Here is a 26,452-nt window from a genome sequence, read left to right as displayed (position 1 = left end):
GGGATGAAGGAACAATTTAGCGGCGGCTCCGTAGAGCGCCAACGAGACTACGCACGCCAGTACGAATACCTCGTGCTGACGGTTGGACCTGAGGATTCCCTCCATGAGGCCCGCCGGCGGCTCGCGGAACATTCCGAATACGGCAAGTGGGAACTGGAGCGCAGCCGCATGTACATGGGTGGAGGACGCCGGTTCTGGCTGCGGCGCAAGGTCTACTCCATCCAGCGCACCGTCTAGCGGCTTTCCTGGCTCTCCAAAGGCCCCAGCCATGCGTTGGCGACGGTGTTGTGGGCGGATTCGTCGTTGGAGGGATGGAAAATACCCGCCAGCACATCGCGGTAGAGCCGTTCCATCTCGGAACCCCGGAAGTAGCTTGACCCGCCCGTCACACGGATGGCGAGGTCCACAACATGGCGTGCATTCTCGGTCGCCCTGGATTTGAGTCCCACGAGCTTGGGGAACCATTGCGGACCGTGGTCCACCAGATTGTCGACGTCGCGGGCAAGCAGTGTCAGCTGCGGCTGGATGCCGTCCATGGCCATGGCGGCATCAGCGACCTTCCACCGGATATCAGGGTCCTGGGCATAGCTTCGTCCGCCGTGTTTGGCCGAGACCCGGCGCTTGACGTTCTCCACGGCCAGGGTGAGGGCACGCTCGGCCAAGCCCGTGTAGACAGCAGCCAGCAGTGTTTCGAAACAGGCAAAGATCGCAAAGATCAGCAGGTCCTGGTTGGGACCTACCGGCAGCTTCCGGAAGATCCGTTCCGGGGGCACCACGGCGCCGTGCAACAGTGTTGTATTGGAGGCGCTGGCACGCATCCCCAAGGTGTCCCAGTCGCTCAGGGTTTCGTGCCCGGGCTCGTCCCGCCGGATGAAACCGAACACGAGCTCCCCCGCGCCGTCCCGGGCCTCCGGATCCTTGCCGAACGTCCCCAGCCGGGTCCAGCCCCGCGACAGGCTGGTGAAGATCTTGCGGCCCGTGAACCGGTAGCTGCCGTCCGGCAAGGGTTCTGCAACGGTTCCGGAGTCGAACAGCATGGAATCGTTGCCGGCTTCGGAGATGCCGAACGCGAAGATTTCGCCTTGTCCGGCCTCTTGCAGCAGGAAGCCCAGTGCATTGTCTCCCCTGGCCGCCATGACAGCCGCGACGCCGGTCCACACCAAGTGCATATTGATGGCCAGCGCCGTGGCCGGCGCTGCCGTGGCCAGGCGCTGCTGAAGCGCCGCGACCGCTTCAAGGCCAAGTCCCGGTCCGCCGTCGGCCTCGGGTACGAACAACTTCAGGTAGCCTGCCTCTGCCAGATCATCCAGATCCTCCTGGATGAACCGGTTGTTTTGGTCGTAACCGGCCGCGCGTCCGCGCAGCCGGTCCAGGAGAGCCTCGGGCAGGATGTCTTCGGGTGCCATGCGGATCCCTTCCTGTGTGTCCGTCAGTAGGTGGTGAGGAGCCTGTTGAGGACGCGTGCGCCAAACTGCAGGGATTCGGCAGGGACGCGTTCGTCCACGCCGTGGAACATGCCCGTGAAGTCGAGTTCGTCCGGCAGCATCAGGGGCGCGAAGCCGTAACCGGTGATGCCGATCTTGCTCAGCGACTTGTTGTCCGTTCCACCGGACAGGGTGTAGGGCAGCACCTTGGCCCCCGGGTCTTCTGCATGCAGGGCATCAATCATCGAATCAACCAGGTTGCCGGCAAACGGAACTTCCAGCGAAACGTCCTTGTTGACGTAGCTGATCTCGATGCCTTCTCCTGCCAGTTCCTTGATGGTGTCGAAAACCAGTTCCTGCTGACCGGGAAGCGTCCGGCAGTCCACATAGGCTTCGGCTGATTCGGGGATGACGTTGTGCTTGTAACCGGAGCGCAGGAACGTCGGGTTGGAGGTGTTCTGCAGCGTCGCGCCGACGAACCTGGCAACAGTTCCGAGCTCCTTCAGGATGATGTCCGGATTGTCGGGATCGAATTCGACGCCGGTCAGTTCCGTTACGCCGTCCAGGAACTGCCGGGTGGTGGGCGTCAGCTCCACGGGCCACTTGAACTCGCCGATACGGGTGACAGCCGCGGCCAGCCTGGTGACTGCATTGTCCGTGTTGATCTGGGACCCGTGCCCTGCCCTGCCGTGGGCTACCAGGCGCAACCAGGAAAGACCTTTCTCAGCCGTCTGGAGCATGTATGTCCGCTGGCCGCCGATGGTGGTGGAAAAGCCGCCTACCTCGGAGATGGCCTCAGTGGCACCGTCAAAGAGTTCGCGCCGGTGCTCCACAGCGTAGCGGGCTCCATACGTGCCACCTGCTTCCTCGTCAGCGAAGAAGGCAAAGATGATGTCCCGCTTCGGCTTCCTGCCGGTCCGGGCAAAGTCCCGCATCACGGACAGGATCATGGCGTCCATGTCCTTCATGTCCACGGCGCCCCGGCCCCAGATCAGTCCGTCCTTGAGTTCGCCGCTGAAAGGATCGACGCTCCATTGGTCCTTCAGGGCGGGCACCACGTCCAGGTGTCCGTGCACCACCAGTGCGCCGGCCGATGGATCCTCACCGGCGATGCGCGTGACCACGTTGGCCCTGCCCGGCGCGGATTCAAAGATCTCCGCATCAAGTCCAACCTCGGTGATCAGGCCGGCCGTGTACTCGGCTGCCGCGCGTTCGCCCGGACCTGTTCCATCGCCGAAGTTGGAGGAGTCGATCCGGATGAGCTCCTGGCAGATCCGGACAACTTCATCCTCGGGGCGGATATCAGACATGAATCTCTCCTTGCGTGGCTGGCTGCAGGTTTCCGGTGGCCCGGCGCGGACGATGCACCGCTGCTGTCCCTTTACCCCCAGCCTACTCATCACAACCGCGACATGTCCGGTGCCCCGTCATCCGCAGGACCTCAGGCCACCGGGGCAGGGTTTCGGGGTGATGGCCGATTTTTCAGTTGCCTTGTCCCCGTGTTAGAGTTTTTCTCGCTGCTTCGGAGGAAAGCGGGATGCTGCAAGGTGTCCACAGGGCCTCTGAATACCACTCTGCGCGGGTGGCGGAATGGCAGACGCGCTAGCTTGAGGTGCTAGTCCTCGAAAGGGGGTGGGGGTTCAAGTCCCCCTCCGCGCACCAAGAACAGGGCCTGGAATGAAGATTCCAGGCCCTGTTTCTTTTTTTGACCAGGGTCATGTTTGTTCATGATGGGTCAGCCCATGGAGCGCACACTGCCGCTGAAATGCCTGCGCCCGCTGCGCGGGTTCCACGCAACGTAGTCGGAGCGTTCCCAGGCTCCCGCATCGGTCTGGGTGGTGGCGATGTCCAGTGCCACCTTGGCCGGCAGGAAGACCGGAGCGTCGAAGGCAACCTCCCAGACGAAGGCATCGGACTTGGCAGAACCAACATCAGCCAGTGCGCGGGCAGCAAGATACATGCCGTGCGCAATAGACCCCCGCAAACCCAGTGCCTTGGCGGACAGGGTGCTGAGGTGGATGGGGTTGAAGTCACCGGAGACCGTGGCGTAGCTCCTGCCTGTCTCCAGGCCCAGTTGCCACACGGCGGTAGGGTCCGGCGGTGAAAAATCGCCTCCACCTGAAGATCCGTTCGAGTGGCCCGGCTTATCAACGCCTGGCAGGAACACGCCCTTGGCCAGGTACGTGGACACCCCGCGCCAAACGAGCGCATCCGAACCGCCGGAACGCACCTCGGCCACCACATCGAGTTGGGTTCCGGACCGGTGGCCGGCCAGGTTCTCCGACCAGGCCCGGACATCCAGGGCCTCGGTGAACAGGATCGGCGCCCGCTGTTCCACAACGTTCCGCAGGTGGATCATGCCCAGCAATGGCAAGGGAAAGTCGTCACGGTTCATCACGCTCATGGCGACGGGAAAGGCCAGCGCATGGACGTAACCGGCGGGAAGGACGTCGCTGGCGGTCTCGCCCACCAGGTGCTGGTACGCGGTCAGGTTCTCCACGTCCGCCAGCACGCCCCTGACCTCATGGACTGCTGAAGGCAGCCTTTTCCTGCCGGGAGCCGAGCCCAGGACCCGCCGCCTGGCCGCATTTGCCGCGGCGTTGACGTAGAGCTTGGACAGTGAGGGAACTTCACCAAGAATCACGGGCTGGGTCCGGCTCATGCCCCCACCAGTTGCTGTCCACAGACCCGCAGTACGCCACCGTTGATTCCACCGGCCGGTTCCGTTGCCAGGAAAGCAATGGCCTCTGCAACGTCCACCGGCAGGCCTCCCTGCTTCAGGGAATTGAGCCGCCTGGCGGCCTCACGGATGGCAAAGGGCATTTTGGCCGTCATTTCCGTCTCGATGAAGCCCGGCGCCACGGCATTGATGGTTCCGCCGAAGGATTCCATGAGTGGCGCCGTGGCCCGGACCATGCCGATCACGCCGCCTTTGGACGCCCCGTAATTCGTCTGGCCCCGGTTTCCTGCGATGCCGCTGGTCGAAGCGACGGAAATGATGCGCGGTGCCTCCTTGAAATGTTCCGATGCCAAAAGAACCTCATTGATGCGCAGTTGCGCTGCGATGTTCACTGCGATCACCGACTGCCACCTGCCCTCGTCCATGTTGGCCAGCAACCTGTCCCTGGTGATGCCGGCGTTGTGGACCACGATATCGAGGCGGCCGTGCCTTTCCACAGCGTGCTCGATGATCCGCGCCCCGGCATCGTCACGGGTGATATCCAATTGCAGGGCAGTGCCGTGGACCTGGTTGGCCACGGCCGCAAGGTGGTCGCCGGCAGCAGGGATGTCCACCACCACGACCTTGGCGCCGTCCCGGTACAAAGTCCTGGCGATGGCGGCGCCAATGCCCCTGGCGGCGCCGGTCACTACGGCGACCTTGCCCTGAAGGGGCTTATCGACATCAGCAGGCATGCTGCCCGAAGCAGAGGTTACCGTCAGGAATTGGCCGTCAACGTATGCGGAGCGGCCCGAGAGGAAGAAGCGGACAGCCCCCAGGGCAGATGGGGCCGTGGTGGCGATGTCTTCTGCCAGCAACACTCCGTTGGCCGTGGCACCGGAGCGCAACTCCTTGGCCAGCGAACGCAGCATCCCGTCAACACCTTGCCGGGCCGCGGCCGACGCCGGCGTCGACGCCGAGTGCGGAGTCCTGGAAACCGTGATGATGCGGCCATTCGGGGACAGGTCGCGCAATGACGCTGCGACTGTCAGGATCTGCTTGCCCAGGTCGTCGGGATGCTGCACTGCGTCAAGCACCAGGATGACGGCTCCAAGCTTCTCCTTGGGCAAAGCATTGCGCCGCACGTCCAGGCCCCAGCCCAGCAGCGCCGTGGCGAGGTCGTCGGCACCGAGGCTGTCGCCGTTCACCAGCACCGGCCCGATCACCAACGGAGCACCGGGCGCATGGCGCCTCAGCTCTACCGGCTGTGGCAGTCCCAGCCTCCTGGCTACGTCTTTTCCGAGTCCCTGGCTGACGATCCGCGTGTATGTATCTGTCACGTCGCTCCCTAAGCTGCTTCGAGAATGGCTACGACACCTTGTCCGCCCGCCGCGCAGACCGAGATCAGCCCCCGGGCCGGCCTTCCTGCCACGGTCCCCTGCTCGTGAAGCATCTTCGCCAGCGAGGCCACGATCCGTCCGCCTGTGGCGGCGAACGGGTGGCCGGCGGCGAGGGACGATCCGTTGACATTGAGTTTGGCGCGGTCCACCTTGCCCAGTGCGCCGTCGAGCCCCAGCCGGGTCCGTCCGAAGTCTTCGTCTTCCCAGGCAGCCAGCGTGCTCAGCACCGTTCCGGCGAAGGCCTCGTGGATTTCAAAGAAGTCGATGTCCTCGAAAGTCAAGCCGTGGCGTGCGAGCAGCCGGGGAACGGCAAAGACCGGGGCCATGAGCAGTCCGTCCTTGCCGTGGACGAAGTCGACGGCAGCCGCCTCTCCGTCCAGAACCGTGGCCAGCTTGGGGAGGCCGCGGCCATCAGCCCATTCCTCCGTGGCGAGGAGAACGGCAGATGCGCCGTCGGTCAGTGGCGTGGAGTTGCCCGCCGTCATGGTGGCCTGCGAGCCAAGGTTCTTGCCGAATACCGGCTTCAGCCCCGCCAGCTTCTCCAGGGAGGTGTCAGCGCGGAGGTTCGAATCCCGGCTCAATCCGCGGTACGGCGTGATGAGGTCATCGAAGAATCCCCGGTCGTAGGCGGCGGCGAGGTTCCTGTGGCTGGCGAACGCAAGCTCATCCTGCGCTTCGCGGGTGATATTCCATTGCGCAGTTGTCAGGGCCTGGTGTTCGCCCATGGACAGGCCTGTCCGGGGCTCGCCGGTAGAGGGAGCCTCCGGGGCGAGGTCCTTGGGCCTGATGCGCGACAGGATGCGAAGACGCTGCGTGGGCGTCTTCGCCCTGTTGAGGTCGAGCAGGATCGTCCGGAGCCCTTCGCTGACTGCAATGGGGGCGTCGGAGGCGGAATCCACGCCACCGGCGATGCCGGACTCGATTTGCCCCAGCTTGATCTTGTTGGACAGCCCTAGGACTGTTTCGAGGCCCGTGGCGCAGGCCTGCTGGAGGTCGTAGGCGGGTGTTTCGGGTGACAGGGCAGAACCGAGGACGGCTTCCCGGGTGAGGTTGAAGTCGCGTGAGTGCTTGAGGACGGCTCCTGCTGCGACTTCGCCGATCCGTTCATCCTGCAGCCCGAACCGCGCGATGAGCCCGTCCAGGGCGGCGGTCAGCATGTCCTGGTTGGAGGACTTGGCATAGGCCCCGCCCGTGCGGGCAAAGGGGATGCGGTTGCCGCCAACAATCACGGCCCGGCGTGTGGTTTGTCCTGCCGGCGGGTTGGTACCGCCGGCGTTGTTGCCTTCTGCAGCAGCCATGGGGTCTCCTTCGATGGTGGCCTGTTACTGATACCCAGCGTACCTGATACGCTGGGTATCGTGAACAACCGGCGAACAGATTTCCCGTCCGGCGGCTACATGCCGGCGGACGCCTCCGCAACCCAGGCGGGATCCGCCGTCGACGGGCGCGCATCCCGGTGGCAAAACCATCGTGAGGAACGGCGGCGGGAGCTCATCAGGGCCGCCCGCAAGGCCGTCCACGCGCTGGGCAGCGAGGCCTCCATGGAAGACATCGCAAGCGCTGCAGGGACGTCCAAGTCCGTGTACTACCGCTATTTCGGGGACAAGGCCGGCCTCCAGCAGGCTATGGGCGAGGTAGTCCTGGCCCAGATGCAGCGGCGCCTCAAGGAAGCGGCCCAGCTTGCACAAACACCCCGGGAGGGGCTGTACGCCATGGTCTCGGCGTACCTGCAAATGGCCGGGTCCAGTCCCAACGTCTATGCCTTTATTACCCGGGTGTCCCCTGGCGAGGCGTCCGCGCAGGATGCCATCGCCGCCTCCGGTGCACTCGGCAACTTCTTCGAGCAGATCACCGGGATGATTGCGACCCCCATGCGCCAGTACCTCGGTACCGGCAAAGAGGCACTGATCCGGTACTGGCCCACCGCCGCAATCGGCCTGGTTAGGAACGCCGGTGAAATGTGGCTGGGCAGTCCTCCCGGCGAGGCCAAACCGGACCAGGCAACCATGGCCGGCCAGATCACCGATTGGCTGTGCCTTGGCATTGCGCCGGAACTTACCGGGAATTCCGGCACCGCACTTTCCAATGACCATCAGCCCAATGACCCATCAGTTGTAGAACCAAAGAAGGAATCACAATGACGGATGTAGTTGATCGCACCCCAGCCAGGCAACCAGGCCGCGATGAAGCAGCAGCGATGCAATCTTCCCGCCAGGACGGCCCGGTGGTTGATGTGGCCGGACTCGGCGAGCAGCTCCTGGGCGCGTGGGCGGATGTACGCCGTGAGGCCCGCGCACTTGCCGGTAAGCCGGAAGTGCAGAAAATCGAAGGCCGGACGCACACTGAACACCGTGCCCGGGTCTTCGGGCAGCTCAAGTACCTGGTGGACAACAACGCCGTCCACCGTGCTTTTCCGGTCCGCCTGGGAGGTTCGGACGACCACGGCGGCAACATCGCCGGCTTCGAGGAACTGGTGACCGCAGACCCGTCCCTGCAGATCAAGGCAGGAGTCCAGTGGGGCCTGTTTGGCTCGGCGGTCATGCACCTGGGCACCCAGGAACATCAGGACAAGTGGCTCCCCGGAATCATGAGCCTGGAGATCCCTGGTTGTTTCGCCATGACCGAAACGGGCCATGGCTCGGACGTGGCCAGCATTGCGACCACGGCCACGTATGACCAAGCGACCCAGGAATTCGTTATCAACACGCCCTTCAGGGCGGCGTGGAAGGACTACATCGGCAATGCCGCCAACGATGGCCTGGCCGCCGTCGTCTTCGCCCAATTGGTAACCAAAAAGGTCAACCACGGCGTCCACGCGTTCTATGTGGAGCTCCGCGACCCGGCTACCAAGGAATTCCTGCCCGGTGTGGGCGGTGAAGATGACGGTATCAAGGGCGGGCTTAACGGAATCGACAACGGCAGGCTCCACTTCAGCAACGTCCGGATTCCCCGCACCAACCTGCTGAACCGCTATGGAGACGTGGCACCGGACGGCACCTACTCCTCCCCCATCGAGAGTCCCGGCCGCCGCTTCTTCACGATGCTGGGCACGTTGGTGCAGGGTCGTGTCTCCTTGGACGGTGCCGCCGTGGCCGCCAGCAAAGTGGCGCTGAAGACGGCCATTCAGTACGCCACTGAACGTCGCCAGTTCAACGCTTCCTCCACCACTGACGAGGAAGTCCTGCTGGATTACCAGCGGCACCAACGCCGGCTCTTCACAAGGCTCGCCACGACCTACGCTGCCGGGTTTGCCCACGAGCAATTGCTCCGCAAGTTCGATGACGTCTTCTCCGGAGCCCACGACACCGACGCCGACCGCCAGGACCTGGAAACGCTGGCCGCGGCCCTCAAGCCGCTGAGCACCTGGCATGCCCTGGACACCTTGCAGGAATGCCGTGAGGCCTGCGGTGGTGCAGGCTTCCTGATCGAGAACCGTTTCGCTTCCCTGCGCGCGGACCTGGATGTCTATGTGACGTTCGAAGGCGACAACACGGTACTCCTGCAACTCGTGGCCAAGCGGCTCCTGGCCGACTACGCCAAGGAATTCCGCAGCGCCGACTTCGGTGTCCTGGCCCGCTACGTGGTGGACCAGGCGGCTGGCGTCGCCTTGCACCGGACCGGCTTGCGGCAGGTTGCGCAGTTCGTGGCTGATTCGGGCTCTGTCCAGAAGGCTGCCCTGGCCCTGCGCGATGAGGAAGGGCAGCGCACGCTGCTTGCCGACCGCGTGCAATCCATGGTGGCCGAGGTGGGCGCGGCCCTGAAGGGGGCCAACAAGTTGCCGCAGCACCAGGCTGCAGCCCTCTTCAACCAGCACCAGCACGAACTCATTGAAGCGGCCCAGGCGCACGCAGAACTGCTGCAATGGGAGGCATTTACGGAGGCGCTGGCCGACGTACGGGACGACGGCACCAAGCAGGTCCTGACGTGGCTGCGTGATCTCTTTGGACTGTCGCTCATCGAGAAGCACCTTGCCTGGTACCTGATGAACGGCCGGCTTTCCATGCAGCGCGGCCGTACCGTTGGTACCTACATTAACCGGCTGCTGGTGAAGATTCGTCCGCATGCCGTGGATCTGGTGGACGCCTTCGGGTACGGTCCGGAGCACCTTCGCGCCGCAGTAGCCACCGGCGCCGAGGGAGCCCGGCAGGACGAGGCCCGCGCCTGGTTCCGCGAGCAGCGGGCCAGCGGATCTGCACCTGCGGACGAGAAATCACTGCTGGCCTTGAAGGCACGCGCGCCACGGTAGCAGCCCCGCGTGACGTGCCGGTGAATACTTTCGGAACGTGCAGCGTCCCCTTGCCGGGAACGCACGACGGCGCCGTCCCCACCTTGGGGGCGGCGCCGTCGTCGTTGTTGGGCTGCTGCGCGGAACGCTCAGGCGTTGGTGCCGGCCTCTTTGAGGACTGAGCGGTACACCTCAAGGGTGGTTTCGGTGATGGACTCCCAGGAGAAGTGCTCTTCTGCGCGACGGCGGCCTGCCGCGCCCATGGTGCGGGCACGGGCCGGGTCCGAAACAACCTCGTTCAGCGCTGCGGCGAAGTCGCTGACGAACTTGTCCGGATCGAGCGGGGTGCCGGTGCCGTCCGTCACCTGCTCCAGGGGGACCAGCAACCCTGTTTCACCGTGCTGGACGACTTCCGGGATACCGCCGGTGGCGCTGGCCACGACCGCTGCGCCGCAGGCCATGGCCTCAAGGTTCACGATGCCCAGGGGTTCGTAAATGGAAGGGCAGGCGAAAGCGGTTGCATGGCTGAGGACCTGGATCAGTTCACGCCGCGGGAGCATCCGCTCAATCACGATCACGCCTTCGCGGGTCTGCTGCAGTTCCCCGATCAGCCGCGCGGTCTCGGCGGCGAGATCCGGGGTGTCCGCAGCCCCGAGGCACAGGACGAGCTGCACGTCTGCCGGAAGGCTGGAGGCCGCGCGGAGAAGGTACGGAACGCCCTTTTGGCGGGTGTTGCGGCCTACAAATACCACGCTGGGTTTGGCCGGATCGATGCCCAGGTCGCGGATTACGTCGTCGTCTTCGTCCCTTTGCCACAGAGAAACGTCGATGCCGTTGTGGACCACCCTGACCTTGTCCGGGTCGACGTCGGGGTAGCTGCGCAGGATGTCCTGCCGCATTCCGTCCGACACGGCAATGATCGCCGCGGCGGCTTCATAGGCCGTCTTTTCCACCCAAGACGACAATGCGTAGCCGCCCCCGAGCTGCTCGGCTTTCCATGGCCGCAGCGGTTCCAGGCTGTGGGCGCTGAGCACATGCGGGATTCCGTGGAGCAGCGAGGCCAAATGGCCTGCCATGTTGGCGTACCAGGTGTGCGAGTGGACCAGATCGGCTCCCGCGATGTCAGGAACGATCCTGAGGTCGACGCCCAGCGTCTGCACTGCGGCGTTGGCATCGCCAAGGTCCGCCGGCGTGGCATAGGAGTCCACGGTGGCGCCGTGGTAGTCGGCATCCCGGGGCGCACCGAAGGCCCGGACATGGAGGTCGACGTGCTTTGCCAGCACCCGGCTGAGCTCGGCAACGTGGACACCGGCACCGCCATAAATTTCCGGAGGGAATTCTTTAGTCACAATGTCTATACGCACGCTACCCAACGTAGTCGTTCCGGCTTATGTGTTCTAGTGTGAAAGAGTCCGGAAAATCGGACTTTTGGGGGCTACGAAGACGTACGGGAGCTATGACCATGGCGTTGAAGAAAGTATTGGCAATCGTGCTGGCAGGTGGCGAGGGAAACCGCCTCATGCCGCTGACGGCAGACCGGGCCAAACCTGCGGTTCCGTTTGCCGGGGGCTACAGGCTTATTGACTTTGCACTATCGAATCTGGTCAATTCGGGGTATTTGAAAATTGTGGTCCTGACGCAGTACAAATCGCACAGCCTGGACCGCCACATCTCCGAGACCTGGCGCATGTCCACGCAGTTGGGCCGCTACGTTGCATCGGTGCCTGCACAGCAGCGTGTGGGAAAGAGCTGGTTCCTCGGCAGCGCCAATGCCATCTACCAGTCCCTCAACCTGATCCATGATGACGCCCCGGACATCGTGGTGGTGGTCGGTGCCGACCACGTCTACCGCATGGACTTCTCCCAGATGGTGGAACAGCACATCGCCAGCGGCGCGAAGGCTACGGTCGCGGCGGTGCGCCAGCCGCTGAACATGGCCAACCAGTTCGGTGTCATCGAAGTCGACCAGAACGATCCCCAGAAGATCGCGGCCTTCGTGGAAAAGCCGGCCAGCACCCCGGGTCTTGCCGCCGATCCCAACCAGTTCCTGGCCTCCATGGGCAATTACGTCTTCAACGCCGACGCCCTGGTGGAAGCCCTTCACGTGGATGCCGAGCGGCTCGATACCAAACACGACATGGGCGGCGACATCATTCCCTATTTCGTGGACAAGGGCGAGGCCGGAGTTTATGACTTCACGCTCAATGACATTCCCGGAGCCACTGAACGCGACCGCACCTACTGGCGCGACGTAGGCACCATCGACTCCTTCTTTGACGCGCACATGGACCTGATTTCCCCGGTTCCGGTCTTCAACCTCTACAACTCTGAGTGGCCCATCTACACCCGCCAGAGCATTTCCCCGCCGGCCAAGTTCGTCCGCGGCGAGAACAGCACTGTCGGTACGGCGCTGGATTCCATCGTTGCCAGTGGAGTGGTCATCTCCGGCGGAATAGTGGAGGGCTCGGTCCTGTCCAACGACGTCTTTGTCTCTGCGGGCAGCCGCGTGCAGGACTCAGTACTCATGGACAAGGTCCGTATTGGCGAAGGAGCGGTCATCAAACGCGCAATCGTCGACAAGAACGTCAAGGTTCCTGCCGGTGCGGCCATCGGGCTGGACCCGGCACTGGACAAGGCGCGGGGCTACAAGGTCACCGAATCCGGCATCACCGTGCTGGCCAAGGGCCAGGTTGTTCCGGAACCGGGCGAGGCAGAGCTGGCCCTGTCTGCCGAGTACCGCCGAAGCCTTCCGGAAGCACTCAAGGCGGCCACACACGGCGATCCGGACATCCGGGATTCGGCTGAAAAAGTTGCCGCCGGGATCCAGGCACGGGTAGCGGACGCCGCCTCCCAAACCGTCGTCCGCTAAGAACGTCCCGAGGCAGGTCCGGGTCTTCCAAGGCTGTAAAATTGGGTCAATGAGCTCCACCGACCTGACGCCTGAAGAGATCCAGGCCTGCCTCAAGGTTCTGAACACGATCCACGTCTACGACGAAGAGCACCCGGACTACGTTTCGGTCCGGCGCGCCACAGGCAAGATGTTCAAGGCGGTGAAGCGGCACCGCAGGAACACCAAGCGTGACCAGATCGCCGAGGCCGACCGCGCCGTCATGGCACTGACTGCCACCGCGGCTCCCGATCGTATCGATGACGAGACGCGCGGCAACAAGCTGGCTCCGTCGGCCACCGGCCAGATTGCCGGCCACCTGATCCGCTCACGTCCGTGCTACATCTGCAAGCAGCACTACACGCAGGTGGATGCGTTCTACCACCAGTTGTGTCCCGAGTGCGCTGCATTCAGCCACAGCAAGCGCGACGCCCGGACCGACCTGACCGGCCGCAGGGCCCTGCTGACCGGGGGACGGGCCAAAATTGGAATGTACATCGCGCTGCGGCTCCTTCGCGACGGAGCCCACACGACCATCACCACCCGCTTCCCCAAGGACGCGGCACGCCGCTTTGCCGCGATGGAAGACAGCGCCGATTGGCTGCACAGGCTGCGGATCGTGGGTATTGACCTCAGGGATCCCGCCCAGGTCATGTCATTGACGGACTCCCTCAATGAGGCCGGTCCCTTGGACATCATCATCAACAACGCAGCCCAAACCGTACGCCGCTCAGGAAACGCGTACAAACCACTGGTCGATGCCGAGGACGAGCCGCTGCCCGCGGCCCTTGAGGCAGCCAACGGAGGGCCGGAGCTCGTGACCTTCGGCCACGCCCACGATAAACATCCGCTGGCCCTGGCGACGAGCGTGACCGAGCATCCGGTCCTCGCCGGCGACGCCATTACCTCCCTGGCGCTTTCCACCGGCTCCGCTTCGCTGGAACGCATCGAATCCGGAACGGCCATTGACGCCGGGGGCCTGGTTCCGGACCTGGCCACCATCAACAGCTGGACACAGGTCGTGGACGAAGTCGACCCGTTGGAGATGTTGGAGGTCCAACTGTGCAACGTCACCGCGCCGTTCCTGCTGGTCAGCCGGTTGCGTGGTGCCATGAAACGGTCCAGCGCCCGCCGGAAGTACATCGTGAACGTCTCGGCCATGGAGGGTCAGTTCTCCCGTGTCTACAAGGGCCCGGGACATCCGCACACCAACATGGCCAAGGCCGCGTTGAACATGATGACCCGCACCAGCGCCCAGGAAATGCTGGAGGCCGACGGCATCCTGATGACGGCAGTGGACACCGGATGGATCACCGACGAGCGCCCGCATTACACCAAGGTGCGTCTCATGGAAGAGGGTTTCCATGCGCCGCTGGATCTGGTGGACGGGGCAGCCCGCGTGTATGACCCCATCGTCATGGGCGAACAGGGCGAGGACCAGTACGGCGTCTTCCTCAAGGACTACAAGCCGTCGCCTTGGTAGATTATGCGGTACAACGGGAGCGCCCTGCGGAACAGTGTTCCGCAGGGCGCTCCCTATTGTCCGGGCACTAGGCGAGCCGGGTGATCTCCACGGAGACCGACAGCGCTGAGCCGCCTCCTCCGGACAGGATGCCCTTGAGCGGGGGAACGTCGCGGTAATCCCGTCCCCGGGCAACGGTGACGTGGTAGTCGCCCGCAGGCTTGTGGTTGGTGGGGTCCCAGCTTCGCCATTCCCCGTCCCACCACTCGAGCCATGCGTGGGACTGGCCGGCAACGGTTTCCCCGATATCCGCCGACGACCGGGGATGAATGTAGCCCGAAACGTACCGGGCCGGGATGCCACAGCTCCGGAGCGAGCCGATGGCCAGATGGGCCAGGTCCTGGCACACACCCTGCTTCTGTGTCCAGGCCTGCTCGGCATTGGTGGTTACGCCGGTCATACCTTTCATGTAGGTCATCTCCCCCGCCATCCACGAGAAGACGGCAAGTGCCGCCTCGTGGGGGTTGGTGCCCTGGACCACGCCCGGGATAATTCCGAGGACTTCCTCCCCCGGACCGCTCAGCCGCGATTGGGGCAACCAGTCGCTGAACTCATCCTGGACCTTGTCCGAAGCAAGGACATCCCAACCGACGATCGTGTCGTCGCTGGCCACCCGCTCCGTGCGGTGGACTTCCACCGTGGCGGTTGCCAGGACTTCCAGGTTCTCGTGGGGCATCTGCATGTCGAAGGCCGTCACGCGCGTTCCCCAGTAGTCCCGGTAGGTGCTGACGGACGCCTGGTTGGGCGTGACTTTGAGGGACGACTCCAGGACAACCTGCTGGCCGTCGGTCAACGGGGTCATGCGGGCCTCGTTGTAGGACAGCGTCACGCGCCGGTTGTACTTGTATGCGGTCTTGTGGACGATGCTCAGCCGGGTCATGAAACTTCTCCCACCCAGGCGTGTTCGTCAGCCTGATTGAAGTACTTACGGGAAATGGCGTCCGATGCCTGTGCCACGGCCTTCTGAACACGTTCCATGTGTTCGGGCAGTTCGGACATCAGGTCGTCGGTGCGGTGGAACTCGAGGAAGGTCCTTGCCTGGCCCACGATGCGCCGGGCATCGTTGATGAAGCCTACGCGCTGGGCGGAAGGGTCAAGCTTGGCCAGGCACTCGTCGGCATCGCGCAGGGCATAGACGATCGACCGCGGGAAGAGCCGGTCCAGCAGCAGGAATTCTGCCGCGTGCTGGTCCCCGAAGGCTGCCCGGCGGGTGCGGATGAAGGACTCGTAGGCTCCCGCGCACCGGAGCATATTGACCCAGGACATACCTGCGGACTGAACATCCCGGGTGGACAGCATGCGGGCTGTCATGTCTGCCCGTTCCAGGGAGCGGCCCAGGACCATGAACAACCAGCTCTCATCATGGCTCACGGTGGTGTCGGCCAGTCCACGCACCATGGCGGTGCGTTCGAGGACCCAGTTGCAGAATCGGTACGTGCCCACCACGTCCTTGCGGTGCTGGTTAAGGCCGTAGTAGGTGGTGTTCAGGCTCTCCCACAGCGACTGCGAGACGGTTTCCCTGGCACGCCGGGCGTTCTCGCGGGCTGCTCCGAGGGAGCCTGCGATCGAGGATGCGCTCTGTTTGTCATAGGCCAGGGCATTGAGCAGTTCCGGGAGCCCGAAGTCCTCGCTGTGGGGCCGGGCACCCATGACCGCGAGGAGTTCCCGCGCGACGCTGCGCTGTTCGTCAATGGGCAGGTGGTTCAACCGTTCCAGGTGGACATCCAGGATCCGGGCAGTACCGTCTGCCCTCTCCACGTAGCGTCCGATCCAGAAAAGAGACTCGGCAATACGGCTCAGCATGCGGCTGTGCCTCCTTCGCGTGGTGCGTGTCGACGGTCCAGTGACGGTGGGGTGGGCATGGGGCAGTTTAAGCAGGACGGGTTCACTGCTGTTGCTCCGACTGGCGGTCGCGCCAGTTGCTTTCCACGGGCCACACGGAAACCTGTTCCCGGACCGTGAGGGACGGGCGGGGAATGATCTCTGCAGGGAGTTGGGGCGAGTCGGCCAGGACCCAGGTGTCCTTGGAGCCGCCGCCCTGGCTCGAATTCACAATGAGGGACCCTTCCTTGAGTGCCACCCGGGTGAGTCCCCCCGGAAGGACCCACACGTCGTCGCCGTCGTTGACAGCGAAGGGCCGCAGGTCCACGTGGCGGGGACCGAATTTGTCCCCGGACAGGGTGGGAACGGTGGACAGCTGCAGGACGGGCTGCGCGATCCATCCGCGCGGGTCCTGGATGACCCGTTTGCGCAGGGCCTCGAGTTCTTCCTTGGAAGCGTCCGGTCCGATGACCAGGCCCTTGCCGCCGGAACCGTCCACGGGCTTGACCACGAGTTCCTCCAGGCGGTCGAGGACGTGTTCCCGGGCCTCCTTCTCTTCAAGCCGGAAGGTGTCAACGTTGGCGATGATGGGCTCTTCGTGGAGGTAGTACCGGATCAGGTCAGGCACGTAACTGTACACGAGCTTGTCATCGGCCACGCCATTGCCCACGGCGTTGGCAATGGTCACGCCGCCGGCACGTGCGGCGTTTACCAGGCCCGGGCAGCCGAGCATGGAGTCTGAGCGGAACTGCAGGGGGTCGAGGAAGTCATCATCGATGCGCTTGTAGATCACGTCCACGCGCTGCTCGCCGGCAGTGGTTCGCATGTACACGCGGTTGCCGCGGCAGATGAGGTCACGGCCTTCCACGAGTTCGACGCCCATGAGGCCGGCCAGCAGCGTGTGTTCGAAGTAGGCGCTGTTGAAGACGCCGGGCGTCAGGACCACCACGGTGGGATCGTCGACGCCGGCCGGTGCGGTCTTGCGCAGAGCGGACAGCAGTCTGCGTGGATACTCTTCAACGGGCCGGATGTGCTGTTGGCCGAATGCTTCGGGCAAACCTTTGGCCATGGCCTGCCGGTTTTCCAGCACGTAGCTGACGCCTGACGGAACGCGGACGTTGTCTTCGAGCACCCGGAAGGTGCCGGCAGCATCCCGCACGACATCAATGCCGGAGACATGCACGCGCACACCGCCGGACGGTTCGAATCCATGGACAGCCCGGTGGAAGTGCGCGCTGGTGGTGACCAGTTGGCGGGGAATGACGCCGTCGGCGATCACGGCCATGCGTCCATAGACGTCGTTCAGGAACGCCTCCAGGGCTTTGACGCGCTGGGCCACGCCACGCTCCAGCACATCCCATTCGTCCGCGGGAATGACCCGTGGAACGATGTCCAGCGGAAAGGGACGCTCCTCCCCTGCGTAGTCGAAGGTCACCCCGCGGTCCAGGAAGCTGCGTGCCATGGAATCGGCACGTGCGGTGACATCCGCCAAGGAAAGCTCGCGCAGCGCACCGGCAACCTGACCGTAGGATCTTCTGGCAACATGGCCCGGGGCAAACATTTCATCGTAGGCACCGCTGCGGGCAGCGGCCTCGGAGTAGTCGAGGAAGAGGTCAGACATGGGAATTAGACAATCACCTTTTTGGGTCGAGCGCATTTCGGGCTGATTGTGTCGCTGTTGCCAACCCGTTGCCGCCGCAGCGTGGCCGTGACCACGATCATGATTAGATAGCTGTGTGTCGAATCACAATCTGTCACGCGACGAAGCCGCAACCCGCTCAGCCCTCATCACCACCCACAGCTACGACGTCACCCTCGATGTCCGCGACGCGGCAGATCCCGACGTCGCGGGCTACCCCAGCAGCAGCACCATAGCGTTTTCAGCCGAACCCGGCTCCGCCACCTTCCTCGACTTCATCGGCGGAGATGTCCACTCGGTGGTGCTCAACGGCGCCCCGCTCGACCCAGCCACCGTGGTGGACCGGAGCAGGATCCTGCTGGCAGGCCTTGCCGCCGAGAACACCGTCACCGTCCAGGCGACCGCTCTGTACAGCCGCTCCGGCGAGGGCATGCACAGGTTCGTCGACCCGGCAGACGGGCAGTGCTACCTCTATACCCAATACGAACCGGCGGATAGCCGGCGCGTCTTTGCCAACTTCGAACAGCCGGACCTCAAAGCCGAATTCACCTTCCATGTCATCGCCCCCTCCGGCTGGGAAGTGGCCTCCAACGGTGCGGAAACCGCGCGGACACAGGTTCCGGACGACGCTGCTGCGACCCGCTGGGACTTCGCCACGACCCAGCGCATCTCCACTTACATCACCAGCATCCTGGCCGGCCCCTACTTCAAAGCCACGGACCACTGGGGAACAACCTTCGACGACGGAACGCACCTGGACGTCCCGGTGGCCCTTTACTGCCGCGCGTCCCTGGCGGAGGCCTTCGATGCCCGTGAGCTCTTCAAGCTCACCAAGAACGGGTTGGAGTTCTTCAATGAACTCTTCGACTACCCCTATCCGTGGGGCAAATACGACCAGGCATTTGTCCCCGAATACAATCTGGGTGCCATGGAAAATCCGGGCCTGGTCACCTTCACCGAGAAATATGTCTTCGCGTCGCGGGCCACGGACGCGCAGTACCAGGCCCGCGCCAACACCTTGATGCACGAAATGGCGCACATGTGGTTCGGCGACCTCGTGACCATGACGTGGTGGGACGACCTGTGGCTGAAGGAATCGTTTGCCGACTTCATGGGTACCTTGGGCGTTGACCGCGCCACGGACTGGGACTCCGCGTGGGTCACCTTCGCTGGCAAACGCAAAGCCTGGGCATATGTCCAGGACCAACTGCCCACCACCCATCCGATCGTGGCTGACATCCCCGATCTCGAGGCCGCCAAGCAGAACTTCGACGGAATCACCTACGCCAAGGGCGCTTCTGTCCTGAAACAACTGGTGGCTTACGTTGGGTTCGACGCCTTCATCGCCGGGTCACGGCAATACTTCCGGCAGCACGCATATGGCAACACCTCCCTCCAGGATCTCCTGCACGCCCTGGGTGACGCGTCCGGCCGGGACCTGGGCCACTGGGCGCGGCAATGGCTGCAGACCGCCGGAATCCCCACGCTGGCCGCAGCGATCGTGGACGACGGCGGCACCATGGGCACGGTGACGATCAGCCAGGACGCGGTGGATCCACTGAGCGGCAAGCAGGAACTTCGCCCTCACCGCTTGCGCCTTGGCCTCTATGAACCAGATGCTTCCGGCAACCTGGTGCGCGCTGACAGCGTCGAGCTCGACATCACGGGCCCCTCCACTGTGGTTGAGGAACTCAGCGGCCGCCCCCGGCCTGCCTTGCTGCTGCTCAACGATGAAGACCTCACGTACGCCAAGGTCAGGCTCGACGCCGTCTCGGAGGAGACCGTGCGCAGCTCGTTGGACAGGATCCAGGACCCCATGGCCCGGGCACTGTGCTGGACCGCACTGTGGGATTCGGCCCGCGATGGCGTGACCCCGGCAGCGCGCTACGTGGCCGCCGTCGAGCGTTTTGCTCCGGCGGAGACCGGCATTGGGGCGCTGCAGACAATACTTGCCAATGCGGCCATGGCCATTGAGCGCTATGTGCCGGTGCCTGGTCGCGACGGTGTCCGCAAGGACTTCCTTGCCGTGGCGGCCGCGCAACTGCGGTCCGCTGTCCCCGGGTCTGACCAGCAACTGGCCTGGGCGCGGGTCCTCGCGGAGGTGTCCCGGCATGGCGACAGCCAGTTGCCCCTGCTCCGCGGCATCCTGGCTGGAGGGGATGTAGTGGACGGCCTTGTGGTGGACGCCGAGCTGCGCTGGAGCTTGTGGCAGGCGCTGGCTGCCCACGGACTTGCCAGCCTCGCGGAGCTGGATGCGGAACTCGCCCGGGACAAGACCGCTTCGGGACGGGAAGGGCACGCACTCGCGGCATCGGCCAGACCGGATCCGGCGGTAAAAGCCGCGGCGTGGGATGCCTCAGTCAACGCATCCGGGCTGTCCAACGAACTCCTCAGCGCCACGATCACGGGCTTCGGACTGGCCCCTGCGGCCATGCTGGACCGCTATGTGGAGCCGTATTTCGACTCGCTGGAACGCGTGTGGGCCGAAAGGAGCATTGAGATCGCAGGCAGGATCGTCCGCGGTCTCTTCCCGGGCGCCCAGGATCCGGGCCCCGGGCAGGAACCAGGCACACATCCGGTGGTGGCCAGGACGGACCGGTGGCTCCAGGAGCACGAGCATGCTCCGCGTGCGTTGCGCCGCATCATCATCGAGCAGCGGAGCCACCTCCTCCGTGCCCTCACGGCCCAGGCGGCTGGCTGAAACCTTCAGGTGCACGTTCGGTAGCTAGGGAACGCGGTTGAGCCATTCTTCGGTGCCGAACTTGGCATCAACCCGTTTCCTGGCTTCGGCAAGTTCAGCATCCGACAACCGTGACTCCACCGCGCCGTACCGCTCGGTGAAGACGTCCTGCATGGCGCTGATGATCGCCGCACGCGCCAGTCCCGTTTGCCGTCGCAGCGGATCGACGCGCTTCTTGGCGCTCCGTGTCCCCTTGTCCGAGAGCTTTTCCTTGCCGATGCGCAGGACCTCGACCATCTTGTCTGCATCGATGTCATAGCTCATGGTCACGTGGTGCAGCATGCCGCCGTTGGCCAGCCGCTTTTGCGCTGCTCCCCCGATCTTCCCCTGATCAGTGGCGATGTCGTTCAGCGGCACATAGAACGCCGTGATGCCCAGCTTTTCCAATGCCGCCATGACCCACGAGTCCAGGAATGCGTAGGAATCGGCAAAGCTGATGCCGTCCACGAGGGTCTGTGGCACGTACAAGGAGTAGGTAATGCAGTTGCCGGCTTCCATGAACATGGCACCGCCCCCGCTGATGCGGCGGACAACGGTCACGCCGTGCTTTTCCACTCCTGCAGGATCCACCTCGTTGCGGACGGACTGGAAGCTCCCGATCACGACGGATGGTTCTTCCCAGTCCCAGAAACGCAGCGTGGGATTGCGGCGGCCGGCGCCAACCGCCTCTGTCAGCACTTCATCGAGGGCCACATTGACAGGTGTGGGCAGGACGGAGGGGGGTATGACTTCCCACTGATGATCCGCCCACCCGGTGGCTTTCGACAGCGCACGCCGGACAGTGACGGCGACTGCCTCGGCCGAGAAACCGAACAGCACCGCGTCCTGGGGCAGGCCGGCAGAAACTGCTGCGGCGATGTCGGCAGCCGATGAAGACACCGGCAGGCCAGTCAGCGCAGCGTTGATGTCCAGCAAGGCTTCATCGGGTTCCAGGAAGAAATCACCGCTGACAGAGACGTCGGCGAAGGCTCCGTCGTTGACCTCCAGGTCAACCACTACAAGTTTGCCGCCCGGAACTTTGTATTCCCCGTGTAGGTGCGTGCCGTCGTCGTGCGTTTCCTGGGCCGGGTGGGAAGTCATGGGTTCCATCTTGCCCGAAAACGCAAAGGCCCGCATCGCCGTAAAACGGTGATGCGGGCCTTCCAAAAGACTTGGGGTGAAGTGGGTTACTTCTTGCCGCCGAAGCCCTTGAAGCGAGCGTTGAAGCGCTCGACGCGGCCAGCGGAGTCCATGATGCGCTGCTTGCCCGTGTAGAACGGGTGGGACTCCGAGGAGATTTCGACGTCGATGACCGGGTAGGTGTTGCCGTCTTCCCACTCGATGGTCTTGGAAGAAGACACGGTGGACTTGGTCAGGAACTTGACGCCGGAAGCCAGGTCGTTGAAAACAACAGCTTCGTACTTCGGGTGGATATCAGACTTCATAATTGGACCTTTGTTCGCGCAACTGGATTTTGCCAGCTGCCAGGTATGAATGGAGGTGGTCCGGCTTGCTGTCATCCAAGGATTCCAGCGGGCGGACCAACAAGCAATCATACCGGATACCGGGCGCAGGCACGAACCAGGCACGCACCAGCCTCAGGCTTCGCGGCGGCCGACCCTACCGGCGAACCGGAGGATTCCCCTGCGCAGACGGCCGGGTCTACTGTGAGTGCATGCGCGGGAGCATCGAGGCCGATTACCTGGTGGTCGGCGCCGGGACAGCGGGGATGGCCTTCACCGACCGGATCCTCGCGCACTCCGATGCCACGGTGGCGATCGTCGATCGCCGGCACGCGCCCGGGGGACATTGGCAGGATGCATATCCGTTCGTTCGGCTGCACCAGCCCGCGAACCTCTACGGCGTCGAATCGGTGGCCTTCGGATCCGACAGGCGCGACGTCACCGGCACGAACGCAGGCATGTACGAGTTGGCTGGCCCCAGCGAGATCTGCGCGCATTTCGAAGAGGCGATGGGGAGGGTTTTCCTGCCGACCGGTCGTGTGACCTACCTGCCCGGGAGCGAGTTCCTTGACGAAGGGCTGGTGGTCTCCCGCCTGAACGGCCGCACCGTGCCCGTCACCGTGCGCCGCCGCGTGGTGGACGCCAGGTATCTTGAGGGCCGCATTCCCGCTACCTCCGCGCCGCCGTTCGCCGTGGCCGAGGGAGTCCGCTGCATCCCCACCGGTGGGCTCGCCCGACTCGCCCATCCGGCCGGACGCTTCACCGTCATCGGATCGGGAAAGACCGCTCTCGACACGTGTGTGTGGCTTCTCGAGCGGGGTGTGGATCCCGCAGACATCACGTGGATCAAACCGCGCGAGGGCTGGTGGCCGAATCGACGCTACCTGCAGCCGCACGACCGGGTAGTGGAGCAGTACGTCGCAAACGCCGCACAGATCGAGGCCATGGCCCAGGCGACCACGGTTGAGGATCTCTTTGCACGGCTCGACGAACAGGGAATCCTGCTGCGGGTTGATCCCTCCGTGCCACCCACGATGTTCCACGGAGCGATTGTCTCAGAAGCCGAGATCGCTCTCCTCCGGCGAATCGAGGATGTCGTCCGCCTCGGCCACGTGCGCAGTGTGGAGCGTGACCGCATCATCCTCGACGACGGTGTCATCCCCACGACACCCGACACACTGCACCTCCACTGCGCTGCGTCGGGACTCGTCCGGCCGCCGCTTCGTCCGATCTTCGAACCTGGCCGCATCACGCTTCAGCCGATGTTCTGGGGCACCGTCTCGTTCCAGTACGCGATGCTTGGCGTCGTCGAAGCCGAACTCCACGACGACGACCAGAAGAACAAGCTGTGCCCCCCGCTGCACCTCTGGGATCGGAATGTCGACTTCCTCATCGCTTACGCCGCGCTGATGGCGAACGCCCGGGCACGCGCCCAGCATCCGGCCGTGTCCTCCTGGTCGCGAACGAGCCGGTTGTATCCTTTCGCCGAGCTGGAGCGTTATGCCGGGGACCCTCGCATCCCCGGGGCCCGCGAACGCAGCCGGGCCCATGCGGCCGCAGCGCTCTCCAATCTCCCCCGCCTCATCGCCTCGGCGTGACCAGGCCATCGTCAGCCAGCGATCGCCACGGGCGATGAGACTCGCGCAGCGGGTTCCGGACGAGAACGCGGCTCACAATCAAAGAATGTCCATGTGGTCTGCACAGTCCGGGGAATCGCCCGGTGGCTTGCGGCTTTCCCGCACGCCCAGGATGCAGAATATAGTTATGGACGATAACGAATTGAACGCGGCGCTGAGAGCCTACAGCGAGGCTCAAGATCGGTACACATCCCTTCCTGCACCGAAAGGCGCGGAACCAGCGCTCCCTGCACAGGCACAAGCAGCAATCACCAAGTTGCGGAACGAAGCGTACGTGGTGCCCATCCCGGGCGGCCCGATCCAGAACTATGACTACGCGTTGCGCGCATGGGCGGCGGTCAACCATCCTGACATCGACGCGGAGGAAATATACCGACATGTACTCAGCAGGCTGAGCTTCGAAATGCGGTAACACGAAGCAGGGCTGAGGGTAGTCAGGCGCTCCTTATAGCGCGCTTCCGGCTACCGCGTCGCGTAGAAAGCCACAGCGGAGGACGCCGCGACATTAAGCGAATCCACGCCGTTCATCATCGGAATCGTCACACGCGCGTCGAGCACCTGATCGGTTTCGGGCTTCAACCCGTCGCCCTCGGTGCCGAAGACCAGCGCGAGGTTTTGATAGTCCTGGGCGACCAACTCGTCAAGAGTGATGGCACCTTCGCCGAGAGACATGCCGGCCACGAAGTAGCCAGCTTCCTTAAGGACCTCGAGGTCGCCAGGCCACGATTCGATCCGGGTCCACGGCACCTGGAACACGGTGCCCATCGATACGCGGATCGAGCGCCGGTACAGCGGGTCGGCGCACTGGGGCGAGACCAGTACAGCATCGACGCCGATGGCTGCGGCGCTGCGGAAAACCGCGCCGACGTTCGTGTGATCGGTAAGGTTCTCAAGGACCGCGATCCTCGATCGTCCCGGTGGCCGGGTGTTGCCCGCCCCCTGCATTTTCAGGCCATTCACCCTGGTGTGGTCCACGATGTCTTCCGGGACTGCAACGCGCTGAGCCCCGGCGAGCAACTCCGTCAGCGGGACCGGGGTGGGCCGGTGCATGGCAGCCATGGCTCCCCGGTGAAGGTGGAAGCCGGTGATCTCCTCCAGCAGTGACGCCTTGCCGATGAAAACCGGAACGTCGGGCCAGGCCTCGAAGACATCCTTGAGATCCTCGAGCCATTTCTCTGCGAGGAAGAAGGACCGGGGCGTGTGGCCTGCCGCAAGGGCCCTGCGCAGTACGCGCGAGGACTCGGCGATGTACATGCCTTCCTCCGGCTCGCGCAGCTTGCGCAGGTGCACATCAGTCAGTTTGGTGTAGTCCGAAACCCGGGGGTCGTCGGCAGATTCAAGGTAGTGGAGGGTCATCGCCGACCCGTCACTTCAGGAGGTTGGCGACCATGAAGCCCAAGGCCACGATGCCCAGCGTGAAAATGACACCGCGGAGCACCTTGGGTGAGAGCTTGCGGCCTACTTTGGAGCCAACCAGTCCGCCAATCGTGGAGCTGACGGCGATGAGCAGAACCACGAGCCAGTTGATCCGGTCGAAGGCGAAGATCAGGTAGGAGACTGCGGCAACCATGTTCACCGTCAACGTCAGGATGTTCTTCATGGCGTTGGCGTTCTGCATGGTTCCGGACAGGAACACCCCGAGGATACCTACCAGCAGGATTCCCTGGGCAGCCACGAAGTAGCCGCCGTAGATGCCGGCGAGGAAGATGAGGACCACCAGGAGGATTCCGTGGCTCTTGTCTTTGAGGGCATGTTCCGGATTCTGTTCGCGGTTCCGGATCCAGGCTTGAAGCTTCGGCTGGAAGAGGACCATCAGAAGCGCTGCAACCAACAGCACGGGTGCAACGTACGCGAAGACCCGCTCCGGCAAGTGCAGGAGCAGCCAGGCACCCGTGATACCGCCCAACAAGGACGCGGGCATCAACTTCATGAGCTGCCTGCCCCGGCCCGCAAGTTCACGCCGGTAGCCCCAGGCGCCGGCGGCCGTGCCGGCAACCAGCCCCATCGCATTGCTCATGGAGGCCACCACAGGTGCGACGCCCAGGGCGATGAGGACCGGGAAAGTGACCAGGGTGCCGGAACCGACGACGGCATTGATGGTGCCTGCCCAGAGGCCGGCGAAAAAGACCAGGATGCTGCTAAGAATCTCCACAGTTAATACGCTCGACCGTACCTAGCGGCGGGCAGTGGCCGTGTACCGGCCACCGTTCTCGGTGACATCGAGGGCAAGTCCGAAGGTGGTGCTGAGGTGTTCGTCCGTGAGGACTTCCTTGATGGGCCCTGCGGCCACCACTTCGCCTTCCCGAAGCAGCATGGCGTGCGTGAATCCCGGTGGCACCTCTTCAAGGTGGTGCGTCACCAATACCATGGCCGGTGCTGCTTCATCACTGGCCAGTTCACCCAGTTTGTGCACCAGTTCCTCGCGCCCTCCGAGGTCCAAACCGGCAGCCGGTTCGTCCAGGAGAAGGAGCTCGGGGTCCGTCATGAGGGCGCGGGCAATCTGTACCCGCTTGCGCTCACCTTCGGACAGTGTGGCGAAGGTCCGGTTGAGAAGCGGACCCATCCCCCATTCGTTCAGCAGACCAAAAGCCCGGCGTTCGTCGTCGCGCTCGTAGCCCTCGCGCCAACGGCCGGTGACGCCGTAAGCAGCTGTGACAACCACGTTGAGGACGTTCTCGTGTTCGGGGATCTGGTTGGCCAGGGCTGCCGAAGACAGGCCGATGCGCGGACGAAGTTCGAAGACATCCACCCTGCCAAGGACCTCGTCGAGGATTCCTGCTGTGCCGCTGGAGGGGTGCAGCCGTGCGGCAGCGATCTGGAGAAGTGTGGTCTTGCCTGCGCCGTTAGGGCCAAGAATCACCCAGCGTTCGCCTTCATTGACCTGCCAGTCAACCTTGTCCAGCAGGGTCTTCTTGCCTCGGACAACGCTGACGGAAGCCAATTCCAGAACATCACTCATAGCAGTAGACACTAGGACAAAACTGAACGTGACTGATAACCGGCGCCGCGGCCTGTCGACACAGCGAAACAGATTCGGGTGCAGGTAACCGCCTCGA

22 protein-coding genes and 1 tRNA gene are annotated in these 26,452 nt (G+C 63.9%); 9 read left to right on the top strand and 14 right to left on the bottom strand.

Annotated elements, in window-relative coordinates; all coding sequences use genetic code 11:
* The first annotated feature begins 3 nt into the window (after window positions 1-3).
* Window positions 4-237: a DUF5703 family protein gene (locus ACPFL9_RS11110; protein WP_426002667.1), complete on the top strand. Its 234-nt coding sequence runs from the start codon at window positions 4-6 to the stop codon at window positions 235-237.
* Here ACPFL9_RS11110 and ACPFL9_RS11105 read toward each other — a convergent pair.
* A complete protein-coding gene (locus ACPFL9_RS11105; RefSeq protein WP_426002666.1) occupies window positions 234-1,406 on the bottom strand; it encodes an acyl-CoA dehydrogenase family protein in 1,173 nt (390 codons plus the stop codon). The genes ACPFL9_RS11110 and ACPFL9_RS11105 overlap by 4 nt on opposite strands.
* A gap of 23 nt (window positions 1,407-1,429) precedes the next feature.
* The gene (locus tag ACPFL9_RS11100) at window positions 1,430-2,734 is read right to left on the bottom strand and encodes a M20/M25/M40 family metallo-hydrolase (protein WP_426002665.1); all 1,305 of its coding nucleotides are present in this window, start codon (window positions 2,732-2,734) and stop codon (window positions 1,430-1,432) included.
* Window positions 2,735-3,000: 266 nt separating this feature from the next.
* Here ACPFL9_RS11100 and ACPFL9_RS11095 point away from each other — a divergent pair.
* Window positions 3,001-3,086 (top strand) — tRNA-Leu (locus ACPFL9_RS11095).
* Window positions 3,087-3,159: 73 nt separating this feature from the next.
* Here ACPFL9_RS11095 and ACPFL9_RS11090 read toward each other — a convergent pair.
* Genes ACPFL9_RS11090 through ACPFL9_RS11080 form a run of 3 tightly spaced genes read right to left on the bottom strand, consistent with a single transcriptional unit; the run spans window position 3,160 to window position 6,781 of the window.
* On the bottom strand, window positions 3,160-4,086 hold the full coding sequence (locus ACPFL9_RS11090; RefSeq protein WP_426002663.1) for a MaoC/PaaZ C-terminal domain-containing protein: 927 nt from the start codon (window positions 4,084-4,086) through the stop codon (window positions 3,160-3,162).
* A complete protein-coding gene (locus tag ACPFL9_RS11085) occupies window positions 4,083-5,423 on the bottom strand; it encodes a 3-oxoacyl-ACP reductase (RefSeq protein WP_426002662.1) in 1,341 nt (446 codons plus the stop codon). The genes ACPFL9_RS11090 and ACPFL9_RS11085 overlap by 4 nt, the downstream gene beginning before the upstream one ends.
* 8 nt (window positions 5,424-5,431) lie before the next feature.
* Window positions 5,432-6,781, bottom strand: a complete 1,350-nt coding sequence (locus ACPFL9_RS11080; protein WP_426002660.1) for an acetyl-CoA C-acetyltransferase — start codon at window positions 6,779-6,781, stop codon at window positions 5,432-5,434.
* Window positions 6,782-6,880: 99 nt separating this feature from the next.
* On the opposite strand from ACPFL9_RS11080, the gene ACPFL9_RS11075 reads away from it, so the two are divergent.
* Both ACPFL9_RS11075 and ACPFL9_RS11070 read left to right on the top strand, forming a co-directional pair.
* Window positions 6,881-7,624, top strand: coding sequence for a TetR family transcriptional regulator (locus tag ACPFL9_RS11075; RefSeq protein ID WP_426007533.1), 744 nt, complete (start codon window positions 6,881-6,883; stop codon window positions 7,622-7,624).
* Window positions 7,621-9,729, top strand: coding sequence for an acyl-CoA dehydrogenase (locus tag ACPFL9_RS11070; RefSeq protein ID WP_426002659.1), 2,109 nt, complete (start codon window positions 7,621-7,623; stop codon window positions 9,727-9,729). Before ACPFL9_RS11075 ends, ACPFL9_RS11070 begins: the two co-directional genes overlap by 4 nt.
* 128 nt (window positions 9,730-9,857) lie before the next feature.
* On the opposite strand, the gene glgA is transcribed toward ACPFL9_RS11070, so the two are convergent.
* Entirely contained in the window at window positions 9,858-11,072 is a 1,215-nt protein-coding gene (gene glgA, locus ACPFL9_RS11065) for a glycogen synthase (protein WP_426002658.1), read from the bottom strand.
* Window positions 11,073-11,164: 92 nt separating this feature from the next.
* Here glgA and glgC point away from each other — a divergent pair, with 92 nt between their 5' ends.
* Both glgC and ACPFL9_RS11055 read left to right on the top strand, forming a co-directional pair.
* The gene (gene glgC / locus ACPFL9_RS11060; RefSeq protein ID WP_426002656.1) at window positions 11,165-12,577 is read left to right on the top strand and encodes a glucose-1-phosphate adenylyltransferase; all 1,413 of its coding nucleotides are present in this window, start codon (window positions 11,165-11,167) and stop codon (window positions 12,575-12,577) included.
* Between the two features lie 49 nt (window positions 12,578-12,626).
* Window positions 12,627-14,078 (top strand): SDR family NAD(P)-dependent oxidoreductase, encoded by a 1,452-nt coding sequence (locus tag ACPFL9_RS11055; RefSeq protein ID WP_426002655.1) that lies wholly within the window; start codon window positions 12,627-12,629, stop codon window positions 14,076-14,078.
* A gap of 67 nt (window positions 14,079-14,145) precedes the next feature.
* Here ACPFL9_RS11055 and ACPFL9_RS11050 read toward each other — a convergent pair whose 3' ends face one another.
* The 3 genes from ACPFL9_RS11050 to ACPFL9_RS11040 all read right to left on the bottom strand — a co-directional run bounded on the left by ACPFL9_RS11050 (window position 14,146) and on the right by ACPFL9_RS11040 (window position 17,559).
* Window positions 14,146-14,997 (bottom strand): transglutaminase family protein, encoded by an 852-nt coding sequence (locus ACPFL9_RS11050; protein ID WP_426002654.1) that lies wholly within the window; start codon window positions 14,995-14,997, stop codon window positions 14,146-14,148.
* Window positions 14,994-15,920, bottom strand: coding sequence for an alpha-E domain-containing protein (locus tag ACPFL9_RS11045; RefSeq protein ID WP_426002653.1), 927 nt, complete (start codon window positions 15,918-15,920; stop codon window positions 14,994-14,996). The genes ACPFL9_RS11050 and ACPFL9_RS11045 overlap by 4 nt, the downstream gene beginning before the upstream one ends.
* A gap of 82 nt (window positions 15,921-16,002) precedes the next feature.
* The gene (locus ACPFL9_RS11040) at window positions 16,003-17,559 is read right to left on the bottom strand and encodes a circularly permuted type 2 ATP-grasp protein (RefSeq protein WP_426002652.1); all 1,557 of its coding nucleotides are present in this window, start codon (window positions 17,557-17,559) and stop codon (window positions 16,003-16,005) included.
* A gap of 115 nt (window positions 17,560-17,674) precedes the next feature.
* On the opposite strand from ACPFL9_RS11040, the gene pepN reads away from it, so the two are divergent.
* Entirely contained in the window at window positions 17,675-20,278 is a 2,604-nt protein-coding gene (gene pepN / locus ACPFL9_RS11035) for an aminopeptidase N (RefSeq protein ID WP_426002651.1), read from the top strand.
* Window positions 20,279-20,302: 24 nt separating this feature from the next.
* Here the strand turns inward: pepN and ACPFL9_RS11030 are convergent, their stop codons facing one another.
* On the bottom strand, window positions 20,303-21,397 hold the full coding sequence (locus ACPFL9_RS11030; RefSeq protein ID WP_426002649.1) for a lipoate--protein ligase family protein: 1,095 nt from the start codon (window positions 21,395-21,397) through the stop codon (window positions 20,303-20,305).
* A gap of 86 nt (window positions 21,398-21,483) precedes the next feature.
* Window positions 21,484-21,741: a type B 50S ribosomal protein L31 gene (locus ACPFL9_RS11025; protein WP_009358283.1), complete on the bottom strand. Its 258-nt coding sequence runs from the start codon at window positions 21,739-21,741 to the stop codon at window positions 21,484-21,486.
* 2 nt (window positions 21,742-21,743) lie between these two features.
* On the opposite strand from ACPFL9_RS11025, the gene ACPFL9_RS11020 reads away from it, so the two are divergent.
* Together ACPFL9_RS11020 and ACPFL9_RS11015 are read left to right on the top strand one after the other, a co-directional pair.
* Window positions 21,744-23,357, top strand: a complete 1,614-nt coding sequence (locus ACPFL9_RS11020) for an NAD(P)-binding protein (protein ID WP_426002647.1) — start codon at window positions 21,744-21,746, stop codon at window positions 23,355-23,357.
* A gap of 166 nt (window positions 23,358-23,523) precedes the next feature.
* Window positions 23,524-23,808 (top strand): hypothetical protein, encoded by a 285-nt coding sequence (locus ACPFL9_RS11015; RefSeq protein ID WP_426002646.1) that lies wholly within the window; start codon window positions 23,524-23,526, stop codon window positions 23,806-23,808.
* Between the two features lie 50 nt (window positions 23,809-23,858).
* Here ACPFL9_RS11015 and ACPFL9_RS11010 read toward each other — a convergent pair whose 3' ends face one another.
* Genes ACPFL9_RS11010 through ACPFL9_RS11000 form a run of 3 tightly spaced genes read right to left on the bottom strand, consistent with a single transcriptional unit; the run spans window position 23,859 to window position 26,355 of the window.
* On the bottom strand, window positions 23,859-24,752 hold the full coding sequence (locus tag ACPFL9_RS11010) for a TrmH family RNA methyltransferase (protein ID WP_426002644.1): 894 nt from the start codon (window positions 24,750-24,752) through the stop codon (window positions 23,859-23,861).
* A 10-nt stretch (window positions 24,753-24,762) separates the two neighbouring features.
* The gene (locus tag ACPFL9_RS11005) at window positions 24,763-25,548 is read right to left on the bottom strand and encodes a sulfite exporter TauE/SafE family protein (RefSeq protein ID WP_426002643.1); all 786 of its coding nucleotides are present in this window, start codon (window positions 25,546-25,548) and stop codon (window positions 24,763-24,765) included.
* Window positions 25,549-25,569: 21 nt separating this feature from the next.
* A complete protein-coding gene (locus ACPFL9_RS11000; protein WP_426002641.1) occupies window positions 25,570-26,355 on the bottom strand; it encodes an ABC transporter ATP-binding protein in 786 nt (261 codons plus the stop codon).
* Window positions 26,356-26,452 lie beyond the last annotated feature (97 nt).

This window comes from Paenarthrobacter sp. NyZ202, assembly GCF_049860755.1.
Taxonomy (GTDB): domain Bacteria; phylum Actinomycetota; class Actinomycetes; order Actinomycetales; family Micrococcaceae; genus Arthrobacter.
The sequence above is the reverse complement of the archived record's forward strand: the minus strand, read 5'-3'. Positions and strand labels throughout refer to the sequence as shown.